Source organism: Sphingomonas albertensis, assembly GCF_014358075.1.
Classification (GTDB): Bacteria; Pseudomonadota; Alphaproteobacteria; order Sphingomonadales; family Sphingomonadaceae; genus Sphingomonas; species Sphingomonas albertensis.
In genome coordinates, this window is record NZ_JACONT010000039.1 from 1 (window position 1) to 15,896 (window position 15,896).

General features: G+C 66.8%; 12 protein-coding genes. 4 read left to right on the plus strand and 8 right to left on the minus strand.

The window, feature by feature from the left end:
- From H8S47_RS15370 to H8S47_RS15380, 3 genes are all read right to left on the minus strand, one after another.
- Positions 1–1,374: sensor histidine kinase (locus tag H8S47_RS15370; RefSeq protein WP_235982952.1), on the minus strand; the 1,374-nt coding region annotated here is incomplete at its 3' end.
- A gap of 10 nt (positions 1,375–1,384) precedes the next feature.
- Entirely contained in the window at positions 1,385–2,050 is a 666-nt protein-coding gene (locus tag H8S47_RS15375) for a response regulator transcription factor (protein WP_056061146.1), read from the minus strand.
- A gap of 24 nt (positions 2,051–2,074) precedes the next feature.
- The gene (locus H8S47_RS15380; RefSeq protein WP_187504671.1) at positions 2,075–2,389 is read right to left on the minus strand and encodes a hypothetical protein; all 315 of its coding nucleotides are present in this window, start codon (positions 2,387–2,389) and stop codon (positions 2,075–2,077) included.
- Positions 2,390–2,510: 121 nt separating this feature from the next.
- On the opposite strand from H8S47_RS15380, the gene H8S47_RS15385 reads away from it, so the two are divergent.
- Complete coding sequence (locus H8S47_RS15385; RefSeq protein ID WP_187504672.1) at positions 2,511–4,292, plus strand: ABC-F family ATP-binding cassette domain-containing protein; 1,782 nt, start codon at positions 2,511–2,513, stop codon at positions 4,290–4,292.
- 62 nt (positions 4,293–4,354) lie between these two features.
- Positions 4,355–4,621, plus strand: a complete 267-nt coding sequence (locus tag H8S47_RS15390; protein WP_235982954.1) for a hypothetical protein — start codon at positions 4,355–4,357, stop codon at positions 4,619–4,621.
- A gap of 45 nt (positions 4,622–4,666) precedes the next feature.
- On the opposite strand, the gene H8S47_RS15395 is transcribed toward H8S47_RS15390, so the two are convergent.
- From H8S47_RS15395 to H8S47_RS15415, 5 genes are read right to left on the minus strand one after another with little or no spacing between them, the layout of a single operon-like run.
- Positions 4,667–5,491 (minus strand): DUF815 domain-containing protein, encoded by an 825-nt coding sequence (locus H8S47_RS15395; RefSeq protein WP_187504673.1) that lies wholly within the window; start codon positions 5,489–5,491, stop codon positions 4,667–4,669.
- Positions 5,492–5,531: 40 nt separating this feature from the next.
- Positions 5,532–7,583, minus strand: coding sequence for a tetratricopeptide repeat protein (locus tag H8S47_RS15400; RefSeq protein ID WP_187504674.1), 2,052 nt, complete (start codon positions 7,581–7,583; stop codon positions 5,532–5,534).
- Positions 7,576–8,934: a PEP-CTERM-box response regulator transcription factor gene (gene prsR, locus H8S47_RS15405; RefSeq protein WP_187504675.1), complete on the minus strand. Its 1,359-nt coding sequence runs from the start codon at positions 8,932–8,934 to the stop codon at positions 7,576–7,578. The genes H8S47_RS15400 and prsR overlap by 8 nt, the downstream gene beginning before the upstream one ends.
- On the minus strand, positions 8,931–10,994 hold the full coding sequence (gene prsK / locus H8S47_RS15410; protein WP_187504676.1) for an XrtA/PEP-CTERM system histidine kinase PrsK: 2,064 nt from the start codon (positions 10,992–10,994) through the stop codon (positions 8,931–8,933). The genes prsR and prsK overlap by 4 nt, the downstream gene beginning before the upstream one ends.
- Positions 10,995–11,013: 19 nt before the next feature.
- Positions 11,014–12,402 carry a TIGR03013 family XrtA/PEP-CTERM system glycosyltransferase gene (locus H8S47_RS15415; protein ID WP_187504677.1) on the minus strand — a complete coding sequence of 463 codons (1,389 nt, stop codon included), beginning with the start codon at positions 12,400–12,402 and terminating at the stop codon, positions 11,014–11,016.
- 162 nt (positions 12,403–12,564) lie between these two features.
- Here H8S47_RS15415 and H8S47_RS15420 point away from each other — a divergent pair, with 162 nt between their 5' ends.
- Both H8S47_RS15420 and H8S47_RS15425 read left to right on the plus strand, forming a co-directional pair.
- Positions 12,565–13,638, plus strand: a complete 1,074-nt coding sequence (locus H8S47_RS15420) for a mannose-1-phosphate guanylyltransferase/mannose-6-phosphate isomerase (protein ID WP_187504678.1) — start codon at positions 12,565–12,567, stop codon at positions 13,636–13,638.
- A 438-nt stretch (positions 13,639–14,076) separates the two neighbouring features.
- Positions 14,077–15,891 carry a DUF885 domain-containing protein gene (locus tag H8S47_RS15425; RefSeq protein WP_187504679.1) on the plus strand — a complete coding sequence of 605 codons (1,815 nt, stop codon included), beginning with the start codon at positions 14,077–14,079 and terminating at the stop codon, positions 15,889–15,891.
- Positions 15,892–15,896: the final 5 nt, after the last annotated feature.

Consider the following 15,896-nt stretch of genomic DNA (forward strand, 5'->3'; position numbering starts at 1 on the left):
GGCTGGCAACCTGAGCCGCACGAGCAGGCCACCGAGATCCTCGCTCTCTTCCAGCGCCACCGTCCCCTCGTAAATCTCCGCGACGTCCCGCACGATCGCCAGCCCCAGCCCAGTCCCCGGCTTCCCCGTATCCAGCCGTACGCCGCGATCGAAGATGCGGACGCGCTCCTCCTCCGGAATACCGACGCCGTCGTCCTCGACCAGGAACTCGACGAAACCCGACTGCGCACCGACCGTGACGAATACGCTGCCGCCGCCGTATTTCGCCGCGTTCTCGATCAGGTTGCCGAGCATCTCATCCAGATCCTGCCGCTCGACATGGACCTGCAACCCACGCGGCCCGGTGACGTCGATCCGGACATGCCGGTACAGCCGCCCAACCGCACGCTCGACCGATTCGAGGCTCGGCCACACATCCGCGCGGCTGTGCGCGGAACCGCGCCGCCCGACCGCGCGCGCGCGCGCGAGGTGGTGATCCACCTGCCGGCGCATCGTCCGGGCTTCCCGGATCACTGTATCGGCGAGGTCGTCGGACTGCGCGGTGGCGGCGTTCATGATGACCGTCAGCGGCGTCTTCAGCGCATGCGCGAGGTTGCCGGCGTGACGCCGCGCCTCCTCAGCCTGGCGTTCGTTATGCTCGATCAGCGCGTTCAGTTCCTCGACCATCGGCGCGACCTCGACCGGCATCGCGCTCGACACGCGGTTCGAGTGACCGGCACGCATCCGGGCGATTTCCTCGCGTACGCGGCGCAGCGGCCAAAGCCCGTAGAAGGTCTGGAGCGCCGCCAGGATAATCAGTCCGAGACCCAGCAGCGCGAAGCTGCGAACCAGTGTGCGGCGCAGGGTGGTGATCTGCGCATCGAGCCCGTCGCGGCTCTGCGCGACCTGGAACCGCCAATGCACCTTGGAGCCGGGGATGACCGCGTCGCGTTCGACGATTCGCAGCTTCTCGTCGGGAAATTGCAGGCTGTCGTAGAAATGCGCGTTGCGATCGTCGTGCGGGCTGCCGAACGCGAGCTTGCGATCCCATAGCGACCGCGACGGGAAGTCCTCGCGCCCCTTGCCGGACACCTGCCAGTAGAGACCCGAATAGGGTTCGACGAAGCGCTGGTCGGCCGCGGCATCGCGCGAGAAGATCACCTCGCCCTCTGGCCCGATCTCGGCCGAATTCAGGAGCGAGCGGAGGACATATTCGAGCTGATCGTCGAAATTGCGCGTTACCGCCTGGCTCAGCACGCGGTCGAGCGCGAACCCGCCGCCGCTGAGCAGCACGACGATCCACACCGCCGCGATGAGGATCATCCGCCGCGACAGCGAACCCTTCACGGCCGCCGGTACGCGGAGCGGCGTCTCTGTTAGCGGCGGCGTTTCCATCGTGGGACGATCAGGCGTCCGGATCTTCGAGGCTGTAGCCGAGGCCGCGGATCGTCGTGATCACGTCCTGGCCGAGCTTCTTGCGGATGCGCGTCACGAACACCTCGATCGTGTTCGAATCGCGATCGAAATCCTGGTCGTAGATATGCTCGATCAGCTCGGTACGGCTGACGACCTTGCCCTTGTGATGGAGCAGGTAGCTGAGAAGCTTGTATTCCTGCGCGGTCAGCTTGACCGGCTCGCCAGCGCGCGTGACCTTGCCGCTGCGCGTGTCGAGGCGGATGTCGCCCGCGGTCAGCTCGGACGAGGCATTGCCCGACGCACGACGGATCAGCGCGCGCAGGCGGGCGATCAACTCCTCGCTCTGGAACGGCTTGGCGACGTAATCGTCCGCGCCCGCATCGAGGCCTGCGACCTTGTCGGACCAGCTGTCGCGCGCGGTCAGGACTAGCACGGGCATCGTCTTGCCCTCCTTGCGCCAGCGATCGAGCACCGTCAGCCCGTCAATCTCCGGCAGGCCGAGATCGAGCACGACCGCATCGTAATTCTCGGTCGAGCCAAGGAAATGCCCCTCCTCGCCATCGACCGCGAGATCGATCGCATAGCCGGCCCCCTCCAGGGTATTCTTCAATTGCTGGCCGAGATTCGGCTCGTCCTCGACGATCAGAACGCGCATGATTATCCTCTCGAATTGGGGTTTTCAGGGACCGGTGCGGCCGACGATCTGGCCGTTGCGGCCATCGACGTCGACCCAGATGACGGTTCCATCGCGCAGGAATTTCAGCGTGTAAATGGCGCTGCCCGAATCATAGTCGGAGCCGAGATACTGCGCGCCCTTCATCGTCGGGATCACGCGCGACTCGATCTCGCGCAGGGACGGGGCACCGGTCCGGCGCGCCTGCAATGCCGACATCTGATCGCTGCGACGCTGTGGAGGGTCGCCCGCCAGCATCGGTGCGGCACCCATCAGCAAAGGCGCCGCGGCCAAGGTCGCAAGAAATAGCAACATCTTCATGGCCGTGGCATAGGGCCCCGGCATTGAACAGCCTGTGAATGATCGCGACAGGCGCGCGACAGCACGAAGCGCGCGAGGTGTAACTTGCCTGCATCACTTCGCCCCCCTACGTGGCGCGAACATGGCAGCACCAATCTTAGCATTCGAAGGCCTCGGGCTCGTCCAGGGCTCCGGCTGGCTCTTTCGCAACCTCGATATCCACATTGGCCCGCGCGATCGCCTTGCGCTGATCGGCCGCAACGGCGCCGGCAAGACGACCCTGCTCAAACTGCTCGGCGGCAGCGTGATCGCCGACGAGGGGCGCAGGACGATCGTCCCCGGCACCCGCGTCGTGATCCTGGAGCAAGAGCCCGACCTCCGCGGCTTCGCAACCCTTCGCGATTACGTGATGGCGGGCGACGATGCGCCGGTAAACTACGAGGCGGATTCGATCGCGGATCAGCTCGGCATCGACCTGTCGCGCGAGGCGGCCTCTGCCTCGGGCGGCGAGCGGCGTCGCGCTGCGATCGTCCGGGCGCTATCGCAGGATCCCGACGTGCTGCTGCTCGACGAGCCGACCAACCATCTCGACATCGGCGCGATCGAATGGATCGAGGACTGGCTCAAGCGCTTCCGCGGTGCGTTCGTCGTCATCAGCCATGACCGTACCTTCCTGACCCGGCTCACCAAGCAGACCTTGTGGCTCGATCGCGGCGCGATCCGGCGTGCGGAGATCGGTTTCGGTGGGTTCGAGGCATGGACCGAGCAGGTCTATGCCGAGGAACAGCGCCAGGCCGAAAAGCTCGATGCGCGCCTCAAGCTGGAGGAGCATTGGCTGCTCCGCGGCGTCACCGGGCGGCGCAAGCGCAACCAGGGCCGCCTGACCAAGCTGCACGAGATGCGCGCCGAACGCGCGTCGATGATCGGGCCGCAGGGCTCGGCGAACCTGACCACGAGCAGCGACGATACCAAGTCGAAGGTCGTGATCGACGCGAAGAACGTCACCAAGGCGTATGGCGACCGCACGATCATCGGCGACCTGACGCTCCGGGTCACACGCGGCGACCGCATCGGCATCGTCGGTCGCAACGGCGCGGGCAAGTCGACTCTGCTGAAGCTGCTGACCGGCGAGATCGAGCCCGACAGCGGCACGATCAAGCTGGCAAAGACGCTCGACGCGGTGGTGATCGACCAGCAGCGCAGCCTGATGGCGCCCGAGAAGACGGTCCGCGAAGTCGTCGTCGATGGCGGCGAGTGGATCGACGTGCTCGGCGTGCGCAAGCATATCCACGGGTATCTGAAGGACTTCCTGTTCGATCCGAATATGGTCGACGCGAAGATCGGCTCGCTGTCGGGTGGCGAGCGCTCGCGGCTGCTGCTGGCGCGCGAGTTCGCCAAGCCGTCGAACCTGCTGGTGCTCGACGAGCCGACCAACGACCTCGATCTCGAAACGCTCGACCTGTTGCAGGAAGTGATCGGCGATTACGACGGCACCGTGCTGATCGTGAGCCACGATCGCGACTTCCTCGATCGCACCGTGACGATCACGCTCGGGCTCGACGGCTCGGGCACGGTCGACGTCGTCGCCGGCGGGTATGAGGATTGGGAAAAGCGTCGCGTGTCGACGACGACCGGCAAGCGCGCGTCGAAGAAGGTCTCCGCCACCGCCCCGGTCGCAGCCGCCCCCCGTGCTAAACTGACCTACAAGGACCAGCGCGATTACGAACTGCTGCCCAAGCGGATCGAGGAACTCGACGCGCAGATGGCAGCCGACGCAGTCAAGCTCGCCAAGCCCGATCTGTACATGCGCGACCATGCGACATTCGCGAAACTGACGGCAGCGATCGAGGCCGCACGCGCGGAGAAGGACGCGGCTGAGTTGCGCTGGCTCGAACTTGCGGAAATGGTCGACGGAGCTTCTTGACCTAGATTTAGCTGGACTTTTGCATCGTTGCTAAATACGGGAACCAGCGTGTGATTGCTGCGTTGCGGCAGTTCGGTTCGTTTATTCTGGAGATGTTTATGAAGCTCAAGGCCCTTACCGGCAGCGCACTCGCTGTCGCAATGATGACCACCTCGGTTGCAGCGTCGGCTGCTCCTGCTTCGACCGTCCGCGCCGGTTCGGTGACGTCGAACAACAGCGAAGCAGCTAGCGGTGGCGTGATCGCTGCTCTGATCGCTGCCGGTGTGGTCGCAATCGGCGTCATTGCTATCGTCAAGGACGATAACAACGACGATTCGGACAGCAACTAAGCGTTTCGGGCCGACGTGTGATGCGTCGGCCCATTCGTTTCGCGGCTAGAGCGGCTTCCCAGCCCGGCCTGCGAGATCGACGATAAACTGCCATGCCACGCGCCCCGATCGGCTGCCACGGCGTGTTGCCCACCCTATCGCATCGCTAGGCTCGAACGACAGATCGTTCGCCTTCGCATAGGCCGCGACGATCGCGATATACCCTTCCTGATCCAGCGCATGGAAACCGAGGCTGAGACCGAACCGGTCTGCCAAGGCGAGATGGTCGTCGGCTGAATCGCGGGGATTGATCGCGCTTTCCTGTTCGGCGATGTCGCGCGGCGCCAGGTGACGACGGTTCGCGGTTACCACCAGCCGGATATTCGCCGGCCTTGGTTCTGCGCCACCCTCCAACATCGATCGCAACGTCCGCGCGTCGGCGGGAACGTCGAACCCCAGATCGTCGACGAACACCACGAACGCTCGGTCGACTTGCGCCAGCGTCGCGAACAGGGTCGGCAGGGCGGTCAGATCCGACACCTCGATCAGCGCGATATCGCCAACACGCGGCGCGGTGTCCCGGTTTTCCGCCTGGACCGCCGCAACCGCGCTTTTGACCAGCGCGGACTTGCCGGTCCCCCGCGCGCCCCACAGCAGCACGTCTTGCGCGGCATAGCCTGCCGCCAGATGACGCAGATTGGCGATCAGCGCCGCCTTCTGTCGATCGACGCCGATCAGCATGGCGAGCGGGAGCGGCGCGAAGCTGCGGACCGGCGCCAATGCGCCGTTGCGCCAGGCATAGGCCGGATCCGCCAGCGGGTCGGCGGCAGGCGGCGGTGGCGGCGACAGGCGCTCGAGGGCGGCGGCGATGCGCTCCAGGGGATCGGTCATGTCGCCGCTATTGGCGGGCGTATCCCGTCGAGACAAGCGGTCAGCGCAGCGCGGTCAGATGGCCGGCGATCGTGACGTCGCCGGGCGCGAGGCGCGATGCCTTTACCAGCAGCTGTCGCGCACCTGCGGCATCGCCGTTCGCGGCCAGCGCAACGCCGTACGCATCGGCCGCAGCCGCGTTCATCGGCGACATCGCGTAAGCCGCGCGGCCGTAGCGCACCGCGATCGCGCCATCGCCATCGCGATCGTAATCGCCATCACCACCGTCATCGCTGCCGCCGCCTGCATAGGCCAGCGCCAGATCGGTCAGCACGCCCCCATCGCGATTGCCGACACGGCGGCGCACGCCTTCGAGCGTCTCGATCGCCGCATTCCACGCGCCCGATTCGACCTGCCAATGGCCGAGCAGGCGCTGGCCTGCCAAACTCTGCGGGTTCTGCGAAAGATACAGCGCGAGCGCGGTCGCTGCGTCCTCGGTCTGGCCGCTCCGTCCCAGCGCATCGACGAGCCGGAGCATCGTCGGCTCGTCGAACGACAGGTCCGCGGCTCGGGCATAGGCGGTGGCCGCTTCCGGATAGCGCCCTGCCGCGACCAGCGTATCGCCCAGCGCGAGCTGAGCGGCGGGCGCACCGGGACCGGCCTGCACCAAGGAGCGAGCGCGAGCGATCGCCCCGGCGGTGTCGCCGCTTGCGACCTGTGCGCGGATCACCCCGAGCACATAGGTCGGGTCGCCGGCCGAAGCGTCCGCGCTGGCCATGAGTGCGCCGATCGCGTCGTCGGTCGCAAAGACGGACGCCGGTGCGATCGGCCCCGCCGCCGCGCGGTCGAGGAATCGTGCCGCCATCGCCCGGTCTCCCGCGACCTCGAACGCGCGCGCGATCAGCGTCAGCGAGTAACTGTCGGCATCGGATCGCAACCCGATCGGCCGCAGGGTATCGAGCGCACCGCGCCGATCGCCAAGCCGTAGCAACGCCGCGCCGAGCAACCGCCGGGCGACGATGTTGAGCGGCTGAATCGCAACCAGCTGACGCCAGGCGGTCGCGGCCTGTTCGAACTTGCCCTGGGTATAATCGAGGCTTCCGGACAGCAGCAGCGTACCCGGCAGGCCGCCGATCCCACCGCCCGTGCGACGCAACAAGGACCGCGCGAGATCGATCCGTCCGGCTCGCGCGGCGAGCACGGCCTGCAGATACAACGCCTGCGGACTGCCCGGCCGCGCCAGCAGCGCGCTTCGCGTCGCCGCCAGCATCTCGGCGTTGCGCCCCGCATCGCCGAGCGTCGCGGCATATTCGATCAGCGCCGGATGATAATAGGCATCCTGCCGCAACGCCGCCTCGAACCAGGGAAGCGCCGCGATCAGGCCATAGCGGCTGCGGATCACCTCGCCTTGCAGCGTCAGTGCAGCAGGTTCGCGCGGTGCCAGCGCGACCGCACGCGTCGCCGCGACTGACGCGCCACCGACATCGCCCGCAGTCAGGCGGATACGCCCAAGATCGGTCCACGCCGCCGCATCGCGAGGACTGCGCCCCAGCACAGACTGGAGGATCGCGCGCGCACCGACACCATCGCCCTGCGACGCAAGCGCACGCGCATGGATACGGTCGCCATAATCGGCATAGCGGGGCCGCGCCGCCGCGACCTCGTCGATCGCGCCGTCGGGATCGCCCTGCAAAAGACGAGCATGCGCCTCGAGCTGATGGAGACGGGCGGCGGGCACCCCCGCGTCGATCGCCCGCGCGATCTCGGCTTCCGCCGCGAGACCGTCGCCGAGTTCGAGATAGGCGCGCGCCAGCACGGCATGCGCGATCGCCCATTTCGGTGCCGCCTTGATCGCGGCCTGCGCATTGCTCCGCGCCGCGCTGTAATTGCCGTCTTCGAGCGTCGTCAGGCTCACGGCGAGAAGGCGCCGCGCATCGGGCCGCGGTGGGCGCATCGCCAAGGCCACGCCGATCCCGACGATGACCAGGCACAGCACGCAGATCGCCAGCAGCCGCGCGCGTTCGCCCGAGATCGCCGCGGGTAATGTCAGACCCCGGGACAGCGGCCGCCGTCGCTTGCGCCGTCGCAGCATGGGATAGCGTGCGTCAGGCATGGAGGTCGTAGCTCTTCAGCAGATCGTACAGCGTCGGCCGGCTGATCCCGAGCAAGCGCGATGCGCCGGAGATATTGCCGTCCGCCCGCGCCAGCGCCTGGCGGATCGCTTTCCGGTCGGCGAGTTCGCGGGCGGCACGCAGGTTGAGCGCGGAGGCGTCCTCCGCTTTGCCATCGAGGTCGAGATCGGTCGCGGTGACCAGCTTGCCGTCGGCCATGATCACCGCACGCTTGATCCGGTTCTCCAGCTCGCGCACATTGCCCGGCCAGCCCCAGCCATCGATCGCAGCGCGCGCGTCGGGAGCAAGGCCGGTGACCACGGGGTTCATCGACGCGGCGTAGCGCGTGACGAAGTGGCGCGCGAGCAATACCGCGTCGCCGGTCCTATCGGCCAGCGCCGGGATCCGCACGACGATCTCCGCGAGGCGATAATACAGGTCTTCGCGAAACCGCCCGTCGGCGACCATACCGTCGACATTCTGGTGGGTCGCGCAGACGATCCGCGTGTCGACCGGGATCGTTTTCCGTCCGCCGACGCGTTCGATCACGCGCTCCTGGAGAAAGCGCAACAGCTTCACCTGGAGCGCGAGCGGCACGTCGCCGATCTCGTCGAGGAACAGCGTGCCGCCGGCGGCCTGTTCGATCTTGCCCTCGGTCGTCTTCACGGCCCCCGTGAAGGCGCCCTTTTCGTGACCGAACAGCTCGCTTTCGAGCAGGGTCTCGGGGATCGCCGCGCAGTTGATCGCGACGAAATTGCCGCGCGACCGCGGCGACGCGTCATGCAGGCCCCGCGCGAGCAGTTCCTTGCCGGTGCCGCTCGCACCAAGCAGCATCACCGAGACGTTGGCCGGTGCGACCCGTTCCAGCGTGCGCGTAACCGTCGCCATTTCGGGTGAGGCGCTGATCAGCCCGCCGAAACCGCCCGCATCGATACGCGCGGCAAGGCGGCGGTTCTCCGCCTCCAGCGCATGGACATGAAACGCGCGGCTGACGATCAGGCCGAGCGCGTCGATATCGATCGGCTTGGCGTAGAAATCCCAGGCGCCGTCGGCGATCGCCTGCAGCGCACTTTCGCGTGCGCCGTGCCCCGAGGCGACGATCACCTTGGTATCGGGCTTCATCGCGAGGATATCGCGCAGGGTGGCGAACCCTTCGGTGACGCCGTCCGGGTCGGGCGGAAGGCCGAGGTCGAGCGTGACGACGGCGGGCTCATGCGCGCGGATCGCATCCAGCGCCTGTGTCCGATCGCTGGCGACAACGATCTCATATCCTTCATACGCCCAGCGAAGCTGACGCTGAAGCCCAACATCGTCCTCGACGATCAGCAGGACGGGGCGGTCCTTGTCGCTCATGCCGCCTCCTCCAGCGATGCGGCGGCAGCAGCGACGGGGGCAGCGACGGCGGGAAGCAGGATGCGGAAGCGCGTGCCCTCGCCTTCGCGGCTGACGACCTCGAGCGAGCCACCCATCGCGTGCACCAATTGTCGCGCCTCGAACGCGCCGATGCCGAATCCCGCGGGCTTCGACGACACGAACGGGCGGAAGAGCTGGTCGCGAACGAAGCCCGGCGTCATGCCGCAACCGTGATCGATGACGTCGATCGCCACCCGGTCGCCGATCGTTTCCACCGACAGCAGGATCGGATCGTCCGCGCCGCAGGCCTCAACCGCGTTCTGGACGAGCTGGCCGAGTACCTGTTCGAGTCGGGCAGCATGTCCCAGCGCGCTGACCGAGCCACCGCGCGTGACGATCGGATGCTGGGCCTGGCGAGCAGTCGCGACGCGCGCAACGATCACGGTCACGTCGAGCGGCTGGAGGGGCTCGCCGCGGACGGGGCCGTGCTGCGAAAGGCGGGCGAGCAGCGCGTTCATGCGATCGGACGAGTCCTTGAGGGTCGCGACCATGTCGACGCGGAAATCGGGGTTGTCGGCATGGCGTTCGGCGTTGCGCGCCACGAGTGTCAGCTGGCTGACGAGGTTCTTGATGTCGTGCAGAATGAACGCGAAGCGGCGGTTGAACTCGTCGAACCGTGCCGCATCCGCCAGTGCCGCATGCGCGCGATCTTCCGCGAGATAGCTTGCCGCCTGCCGCCCCGCGACCCGGAGCAGGTCGAAATCCTCCCAGTCGAGCGCGCGGTCCACCGGCGGGCGAGCCAGCACGATCGCACCGACCAGCGCGCCACCATGGACCAGGGGGACGATCGCCCAGGCTTCGGTGCATTCCCGGAGCCACGCGGGTACGCTCGCCAAGTCTTCGGCGGATGCGGTGCCCGCGCGGACCGGGTCGAGTTCGACGATCCGGGCGTCGCGCGCGAGGTAAGCGGCAAGTGCGTCGTCATGCGGTCCATCGGCCGTGCCGAGCCAGTTCCACGCAGTGCCCAGCCCTAGCGATATGCCATCGGCCACCAGCAACAGGCCACCTGGTGAATCGGTCAGATCGGCGATCGACTTCACCACGCGGATATCGAGCGTCTCGGCACCGACGCCCGGCTTGCCGAGCGTATCGGTAAAGCGCTGCCACTCGGCGCGGTAGTCATAGCGGTGACGGAAGAGGTGCTTGGCGATCTTCACCTTGGTCCAGGCGCGCAACCACGGCGTCGACAGCAGCGCCAACATGCTCGCGGTCGCACCGAACACGATCGCGGCCTGCACAGCGCGCGCGTGCGAGCCTGCGTAGCCGGCGACGATGTGGCTCGCGAGCGCGGTGATACCGGCGTAGAGGATCAGCGCGACCGCCGACAGCGCGCGCACCGCGATCGGCCGCGACAGCGCCAGCGTCCAGTCGCCGCTGCGATGCACGCCGACCACCAGCAGCGCGGCCGCGCCACTCATCACGGCGCCGTTCGCGACGATCGTCAGCGTGGTCCAGCGCGCATCGAAATAGACCGCTCCCGAGACGATCAGGTCGGCGCCCCACATTGCGGCAAGCGCGAGCAGTACGAGGCGAATGCCGCCACGCGAGGCCGGCGCCGCCTGATAGAGGTGATGCACCAGCACGAGGCTGCTGACCGCCCCCATCATCCGCAACACGGTCCGCGCGGATGCCAGTGCGGCGAGCGCGTCGGCGTCCAGCCCCATCCGCTCGACGATGGCCAGCAGTGCGGCGGTCCCGGCTAACGCCATGACGACGAAATAGACCGCCCCCAGCGCATAATTGCCCGCTCGATCGCGCCGGACCAACGCGAGCATGAAACCAAGCCACGCTATGTCACGCACGCACGCGGCGATCCGCGCCGCGACGTCGCGCGAGTCGATCCCGGCGACCGCAAGCGCCCACAGGCTGGTCGTCACCAACGCGAATACGAACGCGGCGTGCGGCCAATGCCCGCCGGGCCGCCGCAATTGCGCCAACGCCAGCGCGCCGAACAGCAGCGCCGCGAGCGCGTGGCTCCACAGGACCAGCGTCGTGATCATGTCATGACCATCGCGACGATCATCGCGCGCCCGCCGGCCACAGCACGACGCGCAAGGTCTGCAAAAGGATCAGCATGTCGAGGAACGGCGAGTAGTTCTTCGCGTAATACAGGTCGTATTCGAGCTTGTGCCGAGCATCCTCGATCGACGCGCCATAGGGGTAGTTGATCTGCGCCCAGCCGGTGATCCCCGGCTTCACCATGTGGCGTTCGGCGTAGAAGGGCAGCTGTTGCTCGAGCTGTTCGACGAATTGCGGGCGCTCGGGACGCGGGCCAACGAAGCTCATCTCGCCCTTCAGCACGGTCCAGGTCTGCGGCAGTTCATCGATCCGCACCTTGCGGATGAACCGCCCGATCCGGGTGATCCGCGGATCGTCCTCCGCCGCCCACACCGCCGTCCCCGCAACCTCGGCGTCCTGCCGCATCGAGCGCAGCTTCAGGATATCGAAACCCTCATGGTACAGCCCGACGCGACGCTGGCGATAGAAAGCGGGGCCCTTCGACTCGAGCTTGATCGCGATCGCGGTGAGCAGGATGATCGGCAGCGTGATTGCGAGCAGAAGCCCGCTTGCGACGATGTCGAACGCGCGTTTGAACACGCTCGACAGCATCCGGCTCGACGCGAACCCATCCGAGAAGATCAGCCAGGACGGGTTGACGCTCTTCAGGTCGATGCGACCGGTCTCGCGTTCGAGAAAGCTCGATATCTCGCTGACCTGGACACCGGTCGTGCGGACACGCAGCAGATCCTTCATCGGCAGCGCGTTGCGCCGTTCGTCGAGCGCGAGGATGACCTCGCTCGCATTCTGGTCGACGATGTGCACCGCAAGGTTCGGGATGTCCGCCCGCGGCATGGCATCGGGCACGACCGGGTTCGCCTCACCCATCCATACGAAGCCGGCCACGACGAAATTGATCCCAGGCTGTCGCGACAGGTCGAGGATCTGCGCGGCACGCTTGCCCGCCCCCAGGACGATGATACGGCGCTTGAACGTCTCGCCGCCGAGCGTCTTGCCGAGCAGCGCGCGCACCGTGACCAGCAACACCGTCGCGATGACCGTCGAATAGAGCAGGTTCGAGCGCCAGAAGGTCAGCGCCGGCACCAGGAAGAAGATCAGCGACAGGAACATCACGCCGAGCGCCAGCGCCACCGCCAGACGCGCGGCGGCAAAGCGCAGCGACAGGAACGACGCCACGCCATAGGCACCGACCGCGACCAGCGACACCTGCAACGCGATGGCAAACGTCAGCAGCTGCGCGATCCGCGTGTCGATCGGCTCGACGATCATGCCGATCTGGTGCGCGCGCACGACCCAGCCGATCTCCGCCGACACAATCAGCAGAATCAGGTCGACCAGCCCCAACAGCAGGACGGTATGCGGCACATAGTGTTTGAAAAGGCGTATCATGATCCGCTATCCCGACACATCGGTGTAAATGCTACCGACACCCGAACGCCACGTCTCGCAGCAAAACCCCAAAAAAGGCTGAAGATGACGCATCCAATTGGATCATTCGACGATTGGCACGCGTGACCGCTTCGCTATAGCTCGGCGCCACCTGGAGGATTCATGACCGCACGTAAGATCGTTCCCGTTATTCTGTCAGGCGGCTCCGGCACTCGCCTTTGGCCGATGTCCCGGCCCGAGATGCCCAAGCAGATGCTGGCGCTGACGGCGAACGAGACGATGCTCCAGTTGACCGCGGGTCGCGCGCAGGGCGAACGCTATGCTGCGCCGATCGTTGTCGCCAATGCGCGCCACGCCGATCTGGTCGAGCAGCAGCTCGCCGACGCGGGCGCGACGCCGCAGGCACTGATCCTCGAGCCGGCCGGTCGCAATACCGCGCCCGCCATCGCACTGGCCGCCATCGCCGCGGGCGGCGGCGGCGACGCCTTGCTTGTCATGCCGTCCGACCATGTCATCGGCGACGTCGCCGCGTTCCATGCAGCGATCGAGGCGGCGATGCCGCTGGTCGCACAAGGCTGGCTCGTCACTTTCGGGATTGCGCCGGACTCGCCCGAGACCGGCTATGGCTGGATTCAGATCGGTGACGAGCTGAAACCAGGCGTCAACCGGGTCGCGCGGTTCGTCGAGAAGCCGCCGCTCGACAAGGCGCAGTCGATGCTGGCCAGCGGCGACCATGCCTGGAACGGCGGCATCTTCCTGTTCCTCGCCGACGCCTATCTCGAGGCGCTGGCGCAGTTCGATCCAGGCATCCTGACGGCCACCCAGGAAGCGATGGACAAGGCGCGGACCGAGGGCACGCGGATCTATCCCGACGCGGTCGCCTTCGCCGCCTCGCCCGACGATTCGATCGATTACGCGGTCATGGAAAAGGCCGACCGGGTCGCGGTGGTGCCGGTCGACATGGGCTGGAACGACGTCGGCAGCTGGGATGCGCTCCACGCGATCAGCGACACCGACAGCGACGGCAACGCGCATCGCAGCCAAGGCGACGGTGCCGTGCTCGCGATCGATACCAGAAACTGCTTCGTCCGCAGCGACGGCGTCCGCGTTTCGCTGGTCGGGGTCGAGGATCTGATCGTGGTTGCCAGCGGCAACGACGTGTTGATCATGCCGCGCGGCCGCAGCCAGGAGGTCAAGAAGCTGATCGAAGCGATGAAGGCCACGTCGGCCGGCTGACGGCCAAGCTTAATTGGTTCGAGCGTGTCCGAGATGCGACCCGAGCCAGCGGGCCCAAGCCAGCGACTAACGTTCCTTCCGGGTCTTGGGGACCTGCGATAGACGCGTGAGCAGCGTCGGAATGTCATCCGTGATCATCGTGTCTGTCGGCGTTTGCCACGACGATCGCAGCGCTTCGCCGACGATGTGCAATCGCGTGTCTGACGCACGCCTGGGTGTCTCGTCGTGCACGGGAAAGCCTTGGTTACGCATAAGAGCCCAGCGCGTCCGTCGGGGGGGGCGATGACGCCGCCGGGCTCTCCCATCAAACCTATGATCACCGAACCGGTTCCGCTGCGCGCGCGGTAAATTTGGTCGCGAAAAATCGTATCCGTTCGCCTCTGGTCGTATGGATGCGCCATGGCCTAGAAAGACCAACAGTTTACGGGAGAGTTCATCATGGATCGTCGCCAGTTCCTCGCATCGGGGAGCGTCGCCGCGCTTGCCACTACCGTGTTGCCGTCCAGCGTGTTCGCGCAGTCGACCAGCGACACCGCGCTCAATGCGGAGTTCGAGCGGATCTTCCAGAAGAGCGTCGCGCGGTCGCCCGAGCTGGCGACCTCGCTCGGCCTCGACAAGGGCCCGCTCGCCGGCCTCAAGAGCCAGCTCTCGCCGCGGACGCCCGAAAAGCGCGCACGCGACGTTGCCGAGACCAAGGCGTCGATCGCGAGCCTTGCGCGCTATGACGGCGCTGGCCTGTCGCCGGCCGCCAAGCTGAACCTCGAAGTGGTGCGCTATTCGCTGAACACGCAGATCGCCGCGCCCGAGAAATTCGGCATGGACAGCCCGATCCGCCCCTACCGGATCTTCCAGCAGGGCGGCGCCTATTTCCAGGTGCCCGATTTCCTCAACACCGCACACACGATCAACGCGATGCCCGACGCAGAGGCGTATCTGTCGCGGCTCGACCAGTTCGGCACGGTACTCGACCAGGAAAGCGCGATGCAGCAGGCGGAGGCCGCGCGTGGCCTGCTCGCGCCCGCTTGGTCGCTCGACCTGACGCTGGGCCAAATGCGGAAGCTGCGCGGTCAGCCGGCGGCGACGTCGAGCATCGTCCAGTCGCTGGTCAAGCGCGCCGCGGCCAAGGGCATCGGCGGCGACTGGCAGGCGCGTGCGTCGAAGATCGTCGACGACAAGGTCTATCCTGCCCTCGACCGCCAGATCGCGCTGATGGAACGCCTCAAGCCGACCACCAAGCCCGGCGACGGGATCTGGCGCGTGCCGAACGGCGACGCGATCTACGCGATGGCGCTCAACCAGGCGACGACGACGACCTTGAGCCCCGACGAGGTCCACCGCATCGGCCTGGCGCAGGTCGCGGAGATCACCGCGCAGCTCGACACGATCCTCAAGTCGCAAGGGTTCACGACCGGCACCGTCGGCGAGCGGCTGGCCAAGCTGAACGTCATGCCCGATCAGCTCTACGCCAATACTGCCGCGGGTCGCACCGAGCTGATCGCGGGGCTGAACGACAGCGTGAAAGCGATGTACGCCAAGCTGCCCCAGGCCTTCTCGGAGGTGCCGACGCAGCCGCTCGAAATCCGTGCGGTGCCGGTGGAGATCCAGGACGGCGCCTCGAACGGCTATTACAACCGCGCCTCGCTCGATGGCAGCCGCCCGGCGATCTACTTCGTCAATCTGAAGGACGTCGGCGACTGGCCGAAATACACGCTGCCGTCGCTCACCTATCACGAGGGCGTACCCGGGCATCACCTGCAGATCAGCCTCGCGCAGGAATCGAAGGATATCCCGACGTTGCGGAAGATCGGCTTCTTCTCGGCCTATTCGGAAGGCTGGGCGCTGTACGCCGAGCAGTTGGCGGACGAACTCGGCGCCTATGCCTCGCCGCTGGAACGCGCGGGCTATCTCCAGTCTTTCCTGTTCCGCGCGACGCGCCTGGTGGTCGATACGGGTATCCACGCCAAGCAGTGGAGCCGCGAGAAGGCGACCGACTACATGGTCGCGACGACCGGCTTTGCACGGCCGCGGACGCAGCGCGAGGTGGAGCGATACTGCACGCAGGCCGGGCAGGCCTGCAGCTACAAGGTCGGGCACATGGCGTGGACGCGGGCTCGGGTGAAGGCGAAGGCGGCGCTCGGCGACCGGTTCGACCTGAAGCAGTTCCACGACATCCTCAAGGAGGGCGCGATGCCGCTGACGATCCTGGAACGCCGCGTCGATGAGCGGATCGCGGCGATCCGGGCGCGGGGGTAAATCGG

Bases quoted from the DNA above. Each gene is read 5' to 3' on its own strand.
- H8S47_RS15400 (WP_187504674.1), bottom strand. From the start codon at position 7,583: ATGCCTGACGCACGCTATCCCATGCTGCGACGGCGCAAGCGACGGCGG.
- H8S47_RS15420 (WP_187504678.1), top strand. From the start codon at position 12,565: ATGACCGCACGTAAGATCGTTCCCGTTATTCTGTCAGGCGGCTCCGGC.
- H8S47_RS15395 (WP_187504673.1), bottom strand. From the start codon at position 5,491: ATGACCGATCCCCTGGAGCGCATCGCCGCCGCCCTCGAGCGCCTGTCG.
- H8S47_RS15375 (WP_056061146.1), bottom strand. From the start codon at position 2,050: ATGCGCGTTCTGATCGTCGAGGACGAGCCGAATCTCGGCCAGCAATTG.
- prsK (WP_187504676.1), bottom strand. From the start codon at position 10,994: ATGATCACGACGCTGGTCCTGTGGAGCCACGCGCTCGCGGCGCTGCTG.
- prsR (WP_187504675.1), bottom strand. From the start codon at position 8,934: ATGAGCGACAAGGACCGCCCCGTCCTGCTGATCGTCGAGGACGATGTT.
- H8S47_RS15415 (WP_187504677.1), bottom strand. From the start codon at position 12,402: ATGATACGCCTTTTCAAACACTATGTGCCGCATACCGTCCTGCTGTTG.
- H8S47_RS15380 (WP_187504671.1), bottom strand. From the start codon at position 2,389: ATGAAGATGTTGCTATTTCTTGCGACCTTGGCCGCGGCGCCTTTGCTG.
- H8S47_RS15385 (WP_187504672.1), top strand. From the start codon at position 2,511: ATGGCAGCACCAATCTTAGCATTCGAAGGCCTCGGGCTCGTCCAGGGC.
- H8S47_RS15425 (WP_187504679.1), top strand. From the start codon at position 14,077: ATGGATCGTCGCCAGTTCCTCGCATCGGGGAGCGTCGCCGCGCTTGCC.